The 16,467-nt window shown below is 49.9% G+C and carries 15 protein-coding genes; 2 read left to right on the top strand and 13 right to left on the bottom strand.

Going from position 1 to position 16,467, the window contains the following annotated elements:
- Nucleotides 1-4 precede the first annotated feature (4 nt).
- From MPHASIOC01_RS20210 to MPHASIOC01_RS20155, 12 genes are all read right to left on the bottom strand, one after another.
- Nucleotides 5-1,612 carry a PTS transporter subunit EIIC gene (locus tag MPHASIOC01_RS20210; RefSeq protein WP_353613150.1) on the bottom strand — a complete coding sequence of 536 codons (1,608 nt, stop codon included), beginning with the start codon at nt 1,610-1,612 and terminating at the stop codon, nt 5-7.
- Nucleotides 1,613-1,746: 134 nt separating this feature from the next.
- Nucleotides 1,747-2,484 (bottom strand): GntR family transcriptional regulator, encoded by a 738-nt coding sequence (locus MPHASIOC01_RS20205; protein ID WP_064599480.1) that lies wholly within the window; start codon nt 2,482-2,484, stop codon nt 1,747-1,749.
- Between the two features lie 294 nt (nt 2,485-2,778).
- A complete protein-coding gene (locus MPHASIOC01_RS20200) occupies nt 2,779-2,967 on the bottom strand; it encodes a hypothetical protein (protein ID WP_064599482.1) in 189 nt (62 codons plus the stop codon).
- Nucleotides 2,968-3,044: 77 nt separating this feature from the next.
- Nucleotides 3,045-3,254, bottom strand: a complete 210-nt coding sequence (locus tag MPHASIOC01_RS20195; RefSeq protein ID WP_353613149.1) for a YdgH/BhsA/McbA-like domain containing protein — start codon at nt 3,252-3,254, stop codon at nt 3,045-3,047.
- 182 nt (nt 3,255-3,436) lie between these two features.
- On the bottom strand, nt 3,437-4,228 hold the full coding sequence (hisN, locus tag MPHASIOC01_RS20190; RefSeq protein ID WP_064599486.1) for a histidinol-phosphatase: 792 nt from the start codon (nt 4,226-4,228) through the stop codon (nt 3,437-3,439).
- A gap of 103 nt (nt 4,229-4,331) precedes the next feature.
- Entirely contained in the window at nt 4,332-4,814 is a 483-nt protein-coding gene (locus tag MPHASIOC01_RS20185) for a hypothetical protein (RefSeq protein WP_353613148.1), read from the bottom strand.
- The gene (locus tag MPHASIOC01_RS20180; protein WP_353613147.1) at nt 4,811-5,590 is read right to left on the bottom strand and encodes a winged helix-turn-helix domain-containing protein; all 780 of its coding nucleotides are present in this window, start codon (nt 5,588-5,590) and stop codon (nt 4,811-4,813) included. The genes MPHASIOC01_RS20185 and MPHASIOC01_RS20180 overlap by 4 nt, the downstream gene beginning before the upstream one ends.
- Before the next feature lie 32 nt (nt 5,591-5,622).
- Nucleotides 5,623-6,594 (bottom strand): spore coat U domain-containing protein, encoded by a 972-nt coding sequence (locus tag MPHASIOC01_RS20175; RefSeq protein WP_064599492.1) that lies wholly within the window; start codon nt 6,592-6,594, stop codon nt 5,623-5,625.
- Nucleotides 6,585-8,810: a fimbria/pilus outer membrane usher protein gene (locus tag MPHASIOC01_RS20170; protein ID WP_231889207.1), complete on the bottom strand. Its 2,226-nt coding sequence runs from the start codon at nt 8,808-8,810 to the stop codon at nt 6,585-6,587. The genes MPHASIOC01_RS20175 and MPHASIOC01_RS20170 overlap by 10 nt, the downstream gene beginning before the upstream one ends.
- A gap of 10 nt (nt 8,811-8,820) precedes the next feature.
- Nucleotides 8,821-9,546, bottom strand: a complete 726-nt coding sequence (locus tag MPHASIOC01_RS20165) for a molecular chaperone (protein WP_353613146.1) — start codon at nt 9,544-9,546, stop codon at nt 8,821-8,823.
- A gap of 45 nt (nt 9,547-9,591) precedes the next feature.
- Nucleotides 9,592-10,077 carry a spore coat protein U domain-containing protein gene (locus MPHASIOC01_RS20160; RefSeq protein ID WP_064599498.1) on the bottom strand — a complete coding sequence of 162 codons (486 nt, stop codon included), beginning with the start codon at nt 10,075-10,077 and terminating at the stop codon, nt 9,592-9,594.
- Between the two features lie 325 nt (nt 10,078-10,402).
- Complete coding sequence (locus tag MPHASIOC01_RS20155) at nt 10,403-11,059, bottom strand: EAL domain-containing protein (protein ID WP_353613145.1); 657 nt, start codon at nt 11,057-11,059, stop codon at nt 10,403-10,405.
- Nucleotides 11,060-11,514: 455 nt separating this feature from the next.
- On the opposite strand from MPHASIOC01_RS20155, the gene MPHASIOC01_RS20150 reads away from it, so the two are divergent.
- Both MPHASIOC01_RS20150 and MPHASIOC01_RS20145 read left to right on the top strand, forming a co-directional pair.
- Nucleotides 11,515-12,807, top strand: coding sequence for a citrate synthase (locus tag MPHASIOC01_RS20150; RefSeq protein ID WP_064599504.1), 1,293 nt, complete (start codon nt 11,515-11,517; stop codon nt 12,805-12,807).
- 665 nt (nt 12,808-13,472) lie between these two features.
- A complete protein-coding gene (locus MPHASIOC01_RS20145; protein WP_064599506.1) occupies nt 13,473-15,071 on the top strand; it encodes an APC family permease in 1,599 nt (532 codons plus the stop codon).
- Between the two features lie 142 nt (nt 15,072-15,213).
- Here MPHASIOC01_RS20145 and MPHASIOC01_RS20140 read toward each other — a convergent pair whose 3' ends face one another.
- On the bottom strand, nt 15,214-16,083 hold the full coding sequence (locus MPHASIOC01_RS20140; RefSeq protein WP_353613144.1) for a winged helix-turn-helix domain-containing protein: 870 nt from the start codon (nt 16,081-16,083) through the stop codon (nt 15,214-15,216).
- Nucleotides 16,084-16,467 lie beyond the last annotated feature (384 nt).

Genomic DNA, 16,467 nt, shown 5'->3' with positions numbered 1-16,467 from the left:
TCCCTTAATGGGTTGGTTGTGTCAATAAATGTTGTTTTACAGCAGTGGCAACACTTTCCACCTGTGGGCCGTAAATAACCTGAATATCGTGTTCTGTTGCCCGAATAAACCCACTGGCACCGGTTTTCCTGAGCAGGCTTTCACTCACTTTTTCTGTCTGATGTACTTTTACCCGTAACCGGGTAAAGCAGCAGTCCACTGCGTGAATATTTTCTCTGCCACCAAGCCCGGTAATAATTTGTTCACTCAGCGTATCTTCCTGGTGGTGGGCGCTAACCACGGCAGGTGTTTCACTGTCTGTTTCACGCCCAGGCGTTTTGACATTACTGCGTAAAATAATCCATTTAAATGTGAAGTAATAAGCCGGTGCCCAAATGCAACCGAGTAACAGGCTGAACCACCACTGTGTTGCTTTCCCACCCAGAACACCGAACACCATAAAATCGATAAAACCACCCTGGATATTGCCAATCATAATATGGAGTAATTGTGAGCAGGCGAAAGATAAGCCGGTCATAATGGCATGGAAAATAAATAATACCGGTGAAACAAAAATAAAACTGAACTCCAGCGGTTCCGTAATGCCGGTAGTAAAAGATGCCAGCGCGCCAGCCAGCATCAGCGCTTTGACTCGTTGCTTATGCTCAGGCCGGGCGCAGCGGTAAATAGCCAGTGCAGCGCCCGGTAAGCCAAACATCATCACCGGAATTTTCCCCTGAGCCAGAAAGCGAGTGGCATGGCGGGTAATGGTGTCGGAAATCTCTCCCGGATGCGCCAGCGCATAGTTAAAGATAGACAGCGCGCCAGTAATACTCTCACCATTTATGTGAAGCATGCCGCCCACCGGAGTAAACCGAACCGTTTCATTAAGAATGTGGTGTAACCCGGTTGGAATAAGAATACGTTCAGTAAAAGCATAAATAAATGTCCCAAAAGGGCCTGATTCACCAATAAACTGCCCAAGGGAAATAATGCCGCTGGCAATAACAGGCCAAATCAGTGACGTGGTTACCCCGGCTAACGGTAAAACCATGACTGTAATAATCGGGACAAACCGCCGCCCGCCGAAATAGGCAATAGCTGTGGGAAGTTTTATCGTGTAAAAGCGGTTATGCAGCAGTACGGTTATCAGACCACTGAGCACGCCACCTAATACACTCATCTGGTATGAAAATATCCCCAGTACGTGGGTGAATTCGGCAGAATACATTACTGCAGCAGACTGTGTCATTCCGCTGGAAATAAGTGCCGTGGCCGAAGTGGTTTCTGGTGTCAGGCCCTGGATGGTTAAACTATAATTAACGCCAACATGAAAAGTGATAAAACCAATAACCGCTGCCAGTGCTGCAGTGGGTTTTTCATCTTTTGCCAGACCAATTGCCGTGGCAATACAAAATAGCAGTGGCAGGTTAACAAATAATGCACCTGATACTTTTCTGATAAAACCAATAACTGTTTGCATGGCCTGAGCATGAATAATGTGCTCACCAACGATGGCCGGGTTTTGTAGGGCAGCGGCAAGGCCAAGAAATATTCCGGCAGCCGCAATAACAGAAATAGGCATCATCAGTGCTTTGCCTAAATCCTGTAGAAAGGCACCTGTCCTGTTCATTCTTTTTTCCTGTAATTAATGTGCATGGCACGGGGCACTGCTCGGGAATAAGTATAAGTGTTTTGTATGTATAGTTGTCTAGCCCAGTGAATAAAAAATAAGCTTACGAGCACAAACTGTTTTCTGTGACCGGGTCAGTCTCGGGTTGCTGTCAGGGTAAAGCGGTAGTGTTGCTGATTATAATAAATATCGGAAATTTCGAAGGGGCCAAACCCGCGTAACATGGCGACAGAGGTGGCATGAAGCACTGGCTCCTCCCGGTTGATGCCCAACATATCGCGCACTTCTTGTGAAGGCAGTTCAGCCCGAATCTCTTTCTCGGAGCGTTCAACCGTAAAACCTTTACGGGCAATATAAGCATATTTCGAACGGTTGAGATCGGTTTCACTCAGGTCGGAGAAAGGGGCGGCCAGCATCCAGGATTGTTCAAAGACAAAAGGCACATCACCCACTAAACGCAGGCGTTTCATAAACCAGATATTGGTACCCGCAGGAATATGTAACTGAGCGGCAATGGAAGGCGGGGATTTTTGCAGCACGAGGCAAATCAGGTGGTTGGTGACTTCTTTGCCTGCTCCGAGAGTGGCTTCGCTGGATGAAAGATGCCTGTCCAGCGGCAGTGAAATACGCAGGTTATTTTCCTGCCGGGCGACGAAAGTACCCTGCCCACGGCGGCGTTCAACTTTTCCCTGGCGAACCAGGTAATCCACTGCTTTACGTGCAGTCATGCGGGAAATTGAGAATTCAGCACACAGTGTATTTTCCGACGGAAGTGCATCGCCAGGCTTTAACTTCCCACTGGCTATCTCTTCGCTAAGATATTGCTCAAGCTGTAAATAAACCGGTGTACTGGAATATTTATCTATCATCATTCATGCCCCCCGCATCATGCCGGAATGATAGCGGCATGCCTGGCAAGTGACAATCGCTGTTGGTGTTAGTGAAAGATATGTCACTGATTTACTTTGCGGGCAGAGAAAGCATTCCGTGCACAGAGTCAAACAGCGCGCAGGTGTTCATTACCATTCCAGGAGAAAGTGCCGTTCAGCGCAGAGCGTGTTTGTTGCAAAGCAGGACAAGAGGTGTTGGTGAAGAACCAGAGATAAAGGGCATTCGTGCAGGGCGGGGCAGGTGGAACCCTGCCCGGAGCCCCGGCATTTACTGAATTACAGCATATTACCGGCAGTCAAATTTTCTCTGTCGAACGCGTGGCTGGCTTCAATATGGTTCTGGTGAACCGTGTTGTCGATATTTGACCCGGCTTCCGGGCGCGAAAACGTGTTGCCTGCAGCCATGGCACCTGAAGAAAATGTAGCAACCAGCAGCAGAGCGGTAACAAGATTTGTCTTTTTCATTTTGTATTCCTTCTGTTGGTTAACCTGCCACTGCCGCAAGCACGTTAAGACTGGCGGCCTGGCAGAGGGCGCACGGCTTATTTGCTCAGGTTGGCAGTCATATGCACCTGGTTGCCAACGTATGCTTCTGTGATGTTGTAAGCTGCACCAGCCTGTTTTGCCTGCGCTGCGATTTGAGCTTCAGCGCCATCCAGTGTGGAAGCCGTTACGCTGATGGTCTGCGCGAAAGCACCAAAAGACATTACAGAAAGAGCAGCAATTGCAACGAAAGTTTTGATGGATTTCATGGTCGTATTCCTTAAGTTAGTTGGTCTGTATAAGGCGTTTCGCCTTGATGTGATAATAGTAAGGTGACCACGGTGTGATTAAAATTAAAACAATTTGCGGATATCATTCAAAATAATTGATGTTTGAAGCGGGGCGGTATTCGAGTAGAGAGATTGCCAGCCCGGGGCTGGCAACACAGGTGTTATCCGTTCAGGCAGTCCAGCACTGTCTGGTGCAGTACCGGGCAACCAGTGGCAACAATATTGCCACCTTGTTCTGGCCTGCCGCCATCCAGGGTGGTAATGGCACCTCCAGCCTGTTCAATCAGGGGAACCAGTGCGGCGATATCGTAAGGTTGAAGGCCGTATTCGACACAAATATCAATATGGCCTGCGGCAACCATGGCGATGGCGTAGCATTCACCGCCATAGCGGGTCATCAGTACACGTTCGGCCAGGTCAGTAAAACGGATTGCCGGGAAGCGGGGAACAGGTTCAGGCGAGGTAGTGTGTAAAATCGCCTGAGACAGTGAAATACCAGTACGGGAAGTGAGGCGGTGTTCGCCATACGGGCTGCGCCACCAGGCCGCATTACCATCAGCCCAGAACCGTTCCTGGGTGAAGGGCTGACTCATCATCCCCATGCGCGCCCGGCCATGTTCATACAACCCAATCAGTGTTCCCCAAACCGGTAAACCACACAGGAAAGGGCGGGTGCCGTCCACAGGATCCAGCACCCATTGCAATGGGCCACTCCCTGTTGCCCCAAATTCCTCACCGAGAATGCTGTGTTCCGGGTAATGTTCCGTAATAATCTGGCGGATTACCCGTTCTGCTTCCCGGTCGGCATCCGTGACGGGGTCAAACCGGAACCCCTCCTTGGGCTTGCTGCCAACATGCAATTCCTGAGCTGAACGAAAACGCGGAAGAGTCTGCTGTGCAGCGGCATCTGCCAGTTGGTGAAAGAACGCGATGTCCGGTAACGCATGTGCCATGATTGCCTCCTGTAATCAAAATAGGTGCCCAGTATATATCGGCAATATGAAAGCTGGCTGACACCACAGGCAGATTGTTTGATTTCAAGTGGTACTTCCGTTCTTATTCAGTGCAAACCAGAACGGGAGAATAAAAATCACTGAGATTCACTGCGCCGCCGGGCAGGCGGTTGAAGCGCAATTGTTGGTGCTCACCCAATTTCAGGCCAATAATTGTGTGGTCAAACAGGCCAGCCGGAAGGCTTCGCTGGCTGTAAGGTATCACGCTGGTTACCCGCACATCGTAAAGGTTATTGTGTAACGTTTTCCACGAGATTAACGTCTGGCGGGAAACGGGGACTTGCTGATTGTGGTAAGTATAAATGCCCTTGATATTCAGGCTGCCTTCACCATCAGGTAAAAAGTTAGCGACAATTTCACCGTCAAAACGCACCGGGGCGCTCTCCAGTGTATCGTGGTACACGAGGTTACCGTGGCAACTAAAATCCAGCGGAGCAGAGTGGATGTGCCAGCCAGTCAGGGTTGCTGACAGCATAACGGTTACAGTGCATACGCTCAGGTAAAACCAGCGTGGCCGACATTTCATGATGACCACCCTCGGAAATAGTGAGTCAAACAGGTTTCGCTGGTTTGCTGCGCCAGCGAGCACTCAATGATCGCCAGTTGCCCTTTGCCCTGATAGACAATTGCATCCTGTGCATGCAGATAAAATACCGTGCCCTGCTGGCAGGACAGATGGTCAATGGACAGTGCCGTTTTCGCCAGAGCCTGTATTGGTTTTTGCCAGGCATCGGGCAGTTTGGTAAAGGTGTAGACCGGGCACTGATTAACTTGTGTTAACAGGAACACCGGCGTTGCGGGAATAGCGGCGGGTGCCGGGGTCAACACCACAAACAGTATGCTGGCCAGGGCGACAGCGAGGGGGAATAACCACGGTGCCTGTTTTCTGCGCACCGGGGTGTTTTGCAGCGGTATTTTTTGCCCCCGGCTTTCCTGTGACGGGCTCTCAATACGGGAAAGCCCTGATTGCTGGCTGACAACCAGCTCACTGTTGAACATAAAGCCCACCCTGGGCACCGTGATGATAGTGGGAAAATTCAGGCCAAAACTGCTCAGTGTCTTACGCAGGATACTGATGTACTGGTTCAACGAACTACTGGAACCTCGCAGCCCACGTTGGTCCCAAATTTCATGCAGCAGGGTATCGCGCTCCACCACAATCCCCTGGTGGTGTATCAGTAATGCCAGTAACAAGTTAGCGGTTGTGGTGAGGGTGATACTCTGATCATCCGGGGTACTGATATGTGTCAGCACGCCATCTTCAGGGTTGTAAATTACTGTGGAAGCAATCAGCCAGGTCATTTTGTTTCTCTGTCTTTCTGTTTACAGGGTGCTTAATAACTCAGCGTGACGACAACATCATCGGTGTAGGTCGCTGCTGCGGGGGGCGACTGTGCGGGAACAACGCCATAAATGGTGTAATCCTGGACATTCCCATTGCTGTTGGTTGTTTCCAGCGTATTTTCCCCACGGTTGTTCCCCCAGGGGGATGTGGTTGCGCTGTCCTGCCAGAGTGAATAAGCCAGGCAGTCGCCACTGGCACTGCAAAGTTGCCGCGTGGTGCCCGTGGCATGGGTTCCGTTATCAAGACCTATCGAAAACTGGGTTCCCGGAGGGCAGTGGGTGCGTAATGTAGCGGTGGAGCGTATGCCAGAACGGATACTGTCAGCACTGACAGTACCGAAGTCGAGCGCACTGACACTTTCAATAAAGCAGCCAGTAGAAATGGTTGCATTCGCGTTACTGGAGCTGTCAGTGGCACTGCCGCTACTAATGCCGTTCTGGCAGGGGGTTAACGTGCTTTGTTGGGTACTGGTGTTCCAGGTGATTTTTATTCCCAGTGAATAGTTAAAGTAACTTCTGGCGGGCACCGGGCTCTGGCCGGATGGCATGCGGGCAATTAACGGGAAAGTGCCGCTTGTTTGCTGATTGTTTCCGGCAGAAAACACCTGCTGTATCAGGTTACCACTTGTTGAAGATGCCAGCATTTGCGAGCTGTCGCTGGCGTTGTACAGATTAAATTGCAATGAGTAAGTGTGGCCCTGTTCATCGCCGTTAGAGGTCATAATGAACGGGGGTTCTTCCTGGCTGGACAGGCAGACGGCAAAGTATTGGGTTGTGCCATAATCTGCCTGGCACGCGTAGCCCACACGGGTTTGCGTTTGGTTAACACTGTCTGTTGCGATGGTGCCAAAAGCAATACTGGCGCCATGGGTTATCCAGCAACTGGCGGCCATAGCTTTTGCCGGGCATATCAGGCAAGCGCACAGGCAAGCCACTTTCAGTATGTGAGCCATCACTGACATAGAATATTCCCTGGTTGCAGATAAGCCTGCCCGGCAGGCCTGGCGGGCAGGCGGGCATGGCATCGGTGTTGGTTAGTGGTGACTTCCAGTTCAGCAGGCAGTGTCGGGTTCTCCAGCCAAATCATGCCATCACGGGCCACACTTTTGGTGGTACTGTCACCCTTGATTCGGACCTGGCTTCCCAGGGGTAACGGGGCACCGTGGGCATCAACCAGGCGCGCCACAACGGAAAGCGCTTCTTTCATGCCAAAATCAACCAGTACGACCTGCCCGGTTCCTGGTGAAATATAGCGCTCCGTTACCGGTGTCAGAACGGAGGCCGGCAGCTTAAGCGGGTCGATGGATATTTTGCTGGTGTGGTATCCTGGCAGTTCTGTTAGCAGTAACCATCCCTTGTCGTCTGTCCTTCCCGCCAGGCGGTTTTCCTGGTAGACCGGAACCGATGGAATACCGTTACTGGACACCAGCGCAACCCCCTGGTGGCTTTGGCGCATGGCATAGATGTGTCCACGGAGCAGCGTCAGGCTGCCTTCGCCCGTTAACCAGCCACTGGTTTCTGTTTCCGCTTTGTTGATACCGAGGTGCCATTCGCCATAGCGGTTAAGGTTGCCAACATCAGCATAGTGATATTGTTGGTAGCCATTGGATTGCCCGGCATCCCAGGACCAGCCGCCCTGGTCATTATCGGCCTGGTGGCGATAGCGCCATTGCTGGCGACTGCCACTACTCTGAACAGAGACCTGGTCATGAAAACCGAATGGAACAGCCAGTGTGAAGTTGATTTGTGAATCTCTGCCGGCAATATCCCGCGTCCAGGTTATGTTGGTATTCACCCCGTGGGAAAAGGTTTTGGACCACGAGGCGTTCAGGTACTGTTCATCGTTTCCTGCGGTGTGCTGGCGTACCCAGCCCATGCCAAGTTGCCCCAGAGGCCCTAACCGGGTACTGGCCCAGACTGCGTCACTGCGCCGCGCGGCCACAGCGCCACTGGTGCTGGCGATATCGGTAAACGTATTTTCCCGCAGCGTGGTACTGGCAGAGAATGCGTATCCCCGGCCATTCCATTGCCAGCCAACACCCCACTGCTTCCCTGGTGCCGTAAGGGAATGGCTGACAGCGATATGGGCGCTTAACACGCCAACCCAGGGTGATGGTAGCCAGTAAGCACCGACTCCGGCATTCCGGGCTGCGCGTTGTTGTTCGGTATGCAGTGCCAAAGTCAGTGTGTTATTGACACCATAGCGCCAGCCGGCATCCAGCATCGGCTTCGCAGCATAGTCATTTGAGTTAAGGCTGTAATTTTGTCGCATCCAGCCCACATCCAGCGTACCGCTGCTCAACCCTGCGGCCAGCATCTGCGGCGCACCGTACAAATCCAGTGAGACCACTTTACGCTGCCCATTGATATCGGTAATCACAATGTCGGCCTGACCATTTCCCGTGAAAGTGGGTTGTGTGGCGAGAATATACTGGCCTGGCACAACTTGCTGGCTGCTCTGTTTCAGTCCGTCGATGTATAAATCCACCGTTGATGGCAGTACTGCGGTACTGCTGTATTCGGCTCGGGGTGACGTATTCAGTTGTGGCGTCAGTTGAAAGTTGCGGGCAAGATGAATACCACCAAAACGCACCTGCCTGCTCCAGCTAACACCGGAAGTAATAGCATCGCCCAGCGTCAGGGAAATTTGGTGCTGGCTGTCATCCAGTTGCCAGGCGGTCATTAGCCGGGTAGTCCGGTCCTGCGTTTCTTGTGGGTTTTCTGCCACACGGCTGTTAAAGCTACTGTAAAGGGTACCGGGAAGCCATCCTGATGATGTCAGACTGGTTTGTGCGCAGGCATATTGGTAGCCAGTCGAATGAGTGGCATTCAGGCTGTAGCCCAAAGTCAGATGACCCAGGCGTGTGTCAGTAGTGGGCATGCCAGGTTGCACATCGTGGGGCTGGTTTTCCAGGTACTGGCGCCTGGACAATGCGGCCATTCTGGCAGACAGGAATAACTGCTGGTTAAGCGCATCGAACGTGGCTGATATACCCGGTATATCACTTAATTTAACCCATTCACCTTGCGGTAATTTGCTGCTGGCAGGGCCAATGCCCAGGGTGCGTAAATCCTGCTGCTTAAGCCCTATTTCCGTGCCAGCTACTTGTACGGCATATAATCCCGGTGACTGAGCCTGATTAACACTGACTGACAACCATTGAACATGACTTCCCACGAGCGTTGTTTCAGCGCAGGTGAGTTGCGGCTGTAACCCTGTTAAAAGTAGCAACAGTATGGTTGAGCGGGCATTCATAAGGCACTTCATTGAGTGTCAGTTTCAAAGTGACGGCCTGATTCAATAACGATGCAGGCACAGAAATAGCCTGCCAGGATCCGGGTAACAGATAACCGACTAAACCATCCTCATGGTGCAGCTGGCGGCCCTGCTGGTTTTCGACTTGCAAGTCACTGAGTTTTATATGGCGCGAACCCTGGTTGTGTAATACCAGTTGCCGGTGGGCAGAGTCCCACTGGCAGGTGGCTGTTTTACTGTTATCATTGCCGGGAAGTGAATGGCTGGCGATAAACACCGGAATGGAATAGCGCAGCAAAAAATGGATGGCATGGTGGTCATCCTTGTTCGCTTGTTCGCCGGGCAGTTCATCAATAATCAGCCGAAAACTGTGCTCTTTATCTGCGGTAAAAGGCTTAAGCGCAATCAAGCGGATAAGTTGCTTTTGACCTGCCCCCAGCGAGGTTATTGCCGGGCTGCTGACCAGTGTCGTCGTGGGTTCAAGAACGTCTTTCCCGTTCACCTGATTCCATTGATACAGGCGAATTTGCGCACTTTCTTGCAGGCTACCTGTGTTGGTGAGCCATACAGCTGTGGCTTGTTGTTCAGTTGTCATCCCGATATTCACCGGGGCAACCTGTAAGGTGGCCGCAAGTGCATAGTGTGTAAGCGCCAGCATGAAAAACGGCCAGGAAATGAGAATGAGTGCTCTGGTTTTCATCGGTTAATAGGTTAAATACAGGTTTACATCGTCGTCGTACTGGCCTGCGACCGCGCTTGTCAGTGCGTTGGCTTCAATCACGCCATACAGTGTCTGGTTTTGTAGGGTACCGGTGCCAGTGCTTTCCAGCCCGTCAGTGCTGGTGATTTGCTCTGACTTACTGGCGTCACTGTAGAGTTTGTAGGCAATGTTCGCGGCATCTGTCATATCACTGGATGGGTGCAGGTAGAATGTGCCGTTTGCCTGATCTGCGGAATCTGCGGTGAGTTTCCAGGGCGTGCCTTTGGTACAGGTAATACTGAGTTCACTGCTGGCTGTTATCTCGCTGGTATCAGCAGAGCTGTGCCGGGAAAAATCCATATCACTGGCTGAGAGTGAGCAGGACTTCATCACCTGCAGCGTAACATGCATGCTGGTATTATCATCCGCCTGGTTGGCGAAAGAAATCACTGCCAGTGCGCAGGCGTAAGCAATATTTTTAACCTTCATATCAATATGTTCTTATTTAAGAAAATCTGGCTTTGATAATGACCGGTAGGTGTTTCTGGAATCCGACTGAACTTACCGGGGAACCGTCGTAGCCGTTCAGGGCCCGAATGTTTAAGTGCTATATAAAGTAATATTCAAAATTAAAAAAGAATATAAAAAGATAAAAAATATGGCGCATTCCTGGTATTGTGAATGAAATGAGAATAAAAATAACTGGTGGTTTATTTAGTTACATAAATAGGTTTGGGAGAAGTAATCATGCTTCACGCTGTAAGAATAAAAAACCGGCAGGCTGTGTATTTTTCTGAATTTATCCGGCAGGGGTTTACAAATTAAATGAATGTGCAACTGGTTTCCACATATAACCCTGGCCATAATCGGCCACGCTGATTTGTGCTGATAAAAAGTCGTGGTGGTTTTCTATACCTTCAATCAATACCTTATCACAAAGTGTCTGGCACTTACCGACCAAATCATTGAGGCGCTTTTGGTACCCGCGCAGGTTCCAGAATACATGTTTATCTATTTTAACCCCATAAAAAAAGAATCTTTCTTTGAGCAGAAGCTGAATCAAAGCGGGGGTGACATCATCGGCCCATACCTGAATGTTCATTGCGTGTAATTGGGAGATGCGTTGGCGTAATTTTCTGATCTGTACCGATGAGAACTGCATTATATTACACAGATCGGTGAGTTCGAGTGCAAATTTTGGTCGGTGGAAATTATGGCCGGCGATCACTTCTGCCATTGTTGATGACAGGAATACGCCTGAGTCAGCATTAATATAATAGCGCTGAGCACAGGGTGTATAAAGTGCATAATTTACCTGGTTTGCAAAAAGTGATATGCGTTTTTCCTCGGGAAGGGAGGAGAAATATACTTCCGCGTCGATATTGGGACGCAGTGTTGACAGCATTTCCCAGGCAATGATTCCCTGATTGTTAAGGCGGCGAATAGATTCGAATTTGTAACCTGTAAGCATCGTTGATGCCAGTCCCTGCTGATATAAATAGGAGTTGCAGTGTGAACAAATTATGTCTCTTATGGTATTTATAAATGAATTAACGAAGTTTTCGGTGTGTTTATCTGATTTTTTATATCTATTTGATTTTTAATTCTGATTATTTGAGGGCTTATAGCGCATAAAATACAGAGGAGGTCACATCTGGATACCGGAATCGTCTTTGCGCAGGGCTACCTGAAAGTGGTAGTGTGGCTCAGACAGTGCGACTAATCAGGTGTTGACGCATTCTCGCCAGTACCCGCTGAGCAGATATAGCAATGGACGTATAGCTATACCGGGCAATGTGATGTTTGACGAGTTGATATCAAAGAACCCAATACCGGTGATATTTATTATTACTCTGGTGGGGTCAGGTGCTGATACAGGGCCGCATCGCTCATTATTGATACTTTGACAGGCAGGAAGAGATAAACATCATGACACAACAACTTACCCTTTTCTCAGACGATAACTCGTCGGTGGGGCTGGATGTGCTACCCGGTACCCTTGGGCAGTCAGCTCTGGATCTGCGCCCGTTAGGGCAACAAGGGCTGTGTAGTTACGACCCAGGCTTCAGTAATACCGCCGGGTGTAAATCTGCTATTAGTTATATCGATACTGAACAAAGCATACTGCTACACCGCGGTTACCCCGTTGACCAGTTGGCGATGCAGTGTGATTTCCTGGAGTTGAGTTATATTCTGCTATACGGTGACGCACCAACCGAAGAGGAATATCAGGCATTTAGCCATACAATTACTCGCCATACACTGGTGCACGAGCAAATGGCCAGAATGTGCAGTGGCTTTCGCCGTGATTCCCACCCGATGGCGTTAATGTGTGCATTGGTAGGGGCGCTGGCGGCTTTCTATCATGAAATGGTTGATGTCTCAAACCCGGAACATCGCCGGCTGGCTGAAGTGCGCCTCATTTCAAAAATGCCAACGCTTGCAGCCATGAGCTATAAGTATACGGTTGAGCAACCCGCCAATTATCCACGTAATTCCCTCTCCTATGCCGGTAATTTTCTGCACATGTTGTTTGGTATACAGGCTGAACCCTATGTGGTGAACCCGGTACTTGAGCAGGCAATGAACCAGATTTTAATCCTCCATGCTGATCACGGGCAGTGTGCTTCCACCACGACTGTGCGCACCGCCGGGTCATCTGGTGCGAATCCTTTTGCCTGTATTGCTGCTGGCCTGGCTTCTTTATGGGGGCCACAACATGGCGGGGCCAATGAAGCCTGTATGAGCATGCTGGAAGAGATCCGTGAGATTGATGAAATACCGGCATTTATTCAGCGCGCTATGGCACAACCTTCGGTATTCCGCCGTCTGGGCTTTGGTAATTCACGTTATACCCATTCGGATCCGCGTGCGGCGATTTTACGCGAAACCTGCCACAAGGTGCTTAAAGAGCAGGGGATGGAGGACAGCCTGTTACAGGTTGCCATGGCTCTGGAAGATATCGCCATGAATGACAGCTACTTTATTAAGAATAAGTTATTCCCAAGTGCAGATTTTTATACTGCGGTGATTCTTAAAGCGATGGGCCTGCCATCAACCATGTTTACGGTTGTAACTGCCGTGGGGCGCACTCTGGGCTGGGTTGCACACTGGAATGAGATGCATGAAACCGTCGATGAACCTTTGCAGATTTACCGTCCGCGCCAGTTATACACCGGCCAGGCACGGCGAGATTTCGTCTCCCGCCGCCAGCGTTAATTTGCCGGAACGGGCATACTGACAGGCAACAAAGTACCAGGCACTCAGGCACCAATAAAGTGGGTATACCGCTTTATTGGTGCCAAACCTGGACTCCACCCACCGGGCTTAACGCCGTTTAGCTCACATGACGCCAGCGTTAATAAGTTATGCACTTTTTTTGTGCGCTATGCGTTATATTGGTGCGCTGCGCCAGCCTCCAGTGTTAATTAGCCTGAACGGGCATACTAACAGGTAACAAAGCTCCTAAGGCTCAGGCTCCAGTGAATCAGGCATAACGCTTTATTGGTGGTGTAAAACCTGGATGTCATTCGCCTGGCTTAACGGCGTTTATCTCACGTAATACCCGTCCTGACTACTGCTGCACTATTTTTGTGCATTGCGCACTATTAAGGTGCGATCAGGTTGCTGTTTGCAAATACCCTGTCGTTTATCCGTCGCCCACTTGTCTTATCCTGGCCGAATTAACCGGCCAGGTTTGCAAATTTCATTATTCAGTTACCTTGCGACACCTTAATTATAAAAAGACACATTTATTTACCCATAGATACTCTGGCTGGCATACAACCTGCTTTTGAAGTCCTGTCACACAACACATCACATCAACAAAACGTTCAGATAGCCGGGCCAGTGAGTGCCGGAACTGAAAATAAGAGGTAGGTCAGATGGTGAAACATGGGCTGAAAAAAGGGTTGGGATTAGTTGATCTCACTCTGCTGGGAATAGGGTCAATGATTGGCTCTGGGTGGCTTTATGCTGCACTCACCAGTGCAGGATATGCCGGTGCACAGACAGGCTGGGCATGGATCCTGGGTGCCATAATTGTATTATTAATCGGACTGGTTTTTGCTGAATTATCATCGGCGTTACCACGCGCCGGGGGATTTGTTCGTTACCCTAACTACTCACATGGTAATGTAGTTGGTTTTGTCATTGGTGTGAGTTCATTACTTGCTTATACCAGTACGGCAGGGGTGGAAGTAGAAGCGGTACGCCAGTATGCCGTTTACTGGTGGCCTGCACTGGGTCATACGGATGGCAGCCCGACAGCGGCAGGTTTTGCGGTCCAGATTGGCTTGTTGTTAGTCTTTTTCTTGCTGAACTACTGGAGTGTGAAAGTCTTTGGCCGGGTTAATACCATTGTTACCGCTTTCAAATTTATTGTGCCATTGCTGACAATTGTTACTCTGTTCATGTATTTCCACGGCGCCAACCTGGATGTGCCACCGCCACCGCCTGGTGGTGCTCACGGCATTTTCTCCTCACTGACCGGAGCCGGGATTGTTTTTGCATACCTGGGGTTCCGCCAGGCAGTGGATTTCGCCAGTGAAGCAAAGAACCCGCAACGCGATGTTCCGCTGTCTATCATGATTGCAATTGGGTTAAGTTTCGTTATCTATTTGCTGCTGCAATATGCTTTCCTGGGGGCAGTACCATCTGAAGCACTGAGTGCGCACGGTTGGGATGGACTGAAACAGGTTCTGCAATCACCTTATGCTGATCTGGCTCGCAGCCTTGGCATTACCTGGTTGATTAACCTTATCCTGGTGGATGCGGTTATCTCTCCTGCAGGCACAGGCAACATCTACCTTGCTGGCGCAAGCCGCGTATTATTTGCCTGGGCGCGTAATGGCCATTTATTTAAAGTGTTTGGCAAAATAGACGAAAAATCAGGTGTGCCGCGCGGTGCTTTATGGCTGTCTCTGGTACTGGCTATTGCATGGACTTTGCCCTCTGAATTCCAGGTCTGGGGTGGGTTGATTGGCGCAGTGACTTCCGCAACGGTCTTTACTTATCTGCCAGGTCCGATTTCTGCCGGGGCTTTCCGTCGCCATTTGCCTCATTTACACCGTCCTTTCCGCCTGCCGCTGTTTAATCTGTTGAGCCCGCTGGCTTTTGTTGCCAGTACCATGTTGGTTTACTGGAGTGGCTGGTCGGTTAACATCATTCTGCTGCCTATTTTGATTGTTGCCTGGGCTTTGTACGCACTGTTTGCAAGGAAAGGAAAACATCATCAGCGTGATGTGGGGTGTGCATGGTGGTTATTGGCCTATTACATTGCCATGATGGTTATTTCCGGGCTTGGCACGTTTGGCGGCTCTGGGGTCATCAGCTCACCCTGGGATATGTTCCTGTCAGTCGTTATCAGCCTGGTGTGCTACTACTGGGGTGTCAGCGCCAGTCTGACAATACCAGAAATTACTGAAGAACAAGATGAAACGCTGGTGGCTGAGCACATGAATCAAGAAGGTTACGCTCAGTAATGCCCTAAATTGATAGCCTGAACCATTCAATGGCTGCTGTCGTTATCCCGCCTGGGTGAAAAATAATACCCAGGCGGGACTTTCATTATATTTCTGCCTGAATTGTCTGCGCCAGACACGTTGTCGCCCGGTGGCTCAGTGTTTACTCCACTAAGTTACTCAGTACCTTTTCAGCATTATTAGATATGAAACTGACGCAGGACTGCAGGGTATCCCTCTCTTTTTCGCAAGAGGCAACATAGAAACGCCCGGTAGATTTTTCAAATACGCCAGGGTCGGCCTGAAAGAAAAATACGCCGGATTCACGACACGGGAGCTCACTGGAAGCAACTAACTGGCTTGCCAGAGTAATGGTATTGGGATGCCCTTCATTAGGGTGCGGCGGCAGGCTGTAAAGTTCACAATGGCCAATAACACCAACCCGCTTTGCTTCATACACAGAGGATGAACCGGTTAAATGGAGCAGGGTGACCAGCCCGCCTGCAATTAGCAGTACCAGCAGTGCCAGCACAACGTTATATGGTGAGCAGCTGCGTTGATACCATGCGCATCCTTTTTTGGGGGGCTCCGGTAACGTTGTGGCAACTCGTTGGGCAGGATATGCCGGGGGCTGTATTGGTTCCTGTACCATGAACCTTGCCTGGAGATCTTCCTTACTTGATGGCGGTGGAGCGGGAGGGAGGCGAGTAACGTTAATTTCCCGGGAAAACATAAAACCCAGTCGCGGCACTGTCTTGATAATTTCGCCTTCAAGACCAAATGCGCCCAGTGACCGACGAATGGTAGAGATGTACTGGTTCAGACTATTGTTTGAGCCTTCCAGACCATGGCGCGTCCAGACATGGTAAATAATGTCGTCACGCATTAATAACTCACCCTGGCGTTCGAGCAAAAGCCATAGCAGACGGCTGGCTGTAGTAGTCAGAACCGTGTTACTTTCATTGGGTGTGCTCCACCAGATAGCGCCATCATCCGGGCGGAAATACAGCACTTTATCAATTAGATAAATCATCAGACATCCTTTTTGATGAAATAATTCAGGTGTAACAGTTATCTTGTGCTCTCATGCATTACAGCAATATGTATTGACTGCCATACACTCTGTTTGATGACTGAATGAGATGAATGCAGCGCGTTATTCCTCTGCCTGCTGTTGCCACTATCCTGCCTGTTCCCTTGTACTGAGTTAATCACTCAACTAATCATTACATTGAAATTACGGCAGTTATTGTAGTTTTTTATAATGTTGTGTCATGCCGTTTATAACGTGAAAATTCTTATAATTAATGTGGGATTTTGAAATAAGCGGGTAACTTACACCAAAAGTAATGCTGAAGAGTAAGTGGAGTTTAACATTGCGTATTATATGGGTATAGCGAAGGAATAGTCAGGGAAA

It is taken from the genome of Mangrovibacter phragmitis (genome assembly GCF_040429585.1).
Classification (GTDB): Bacteria; Pseudomonadota; Gammaproteobacteria; order Enterobacterales; family Enterobacteriaceae; genus Mangrovibacter; species Mangrovibacter phragmitis.
The sequence above is the reverse complement of the archived record's forward strand: the minus strand, read 5'-3'. Positions and strand labels throughout refer to the sequence as shown.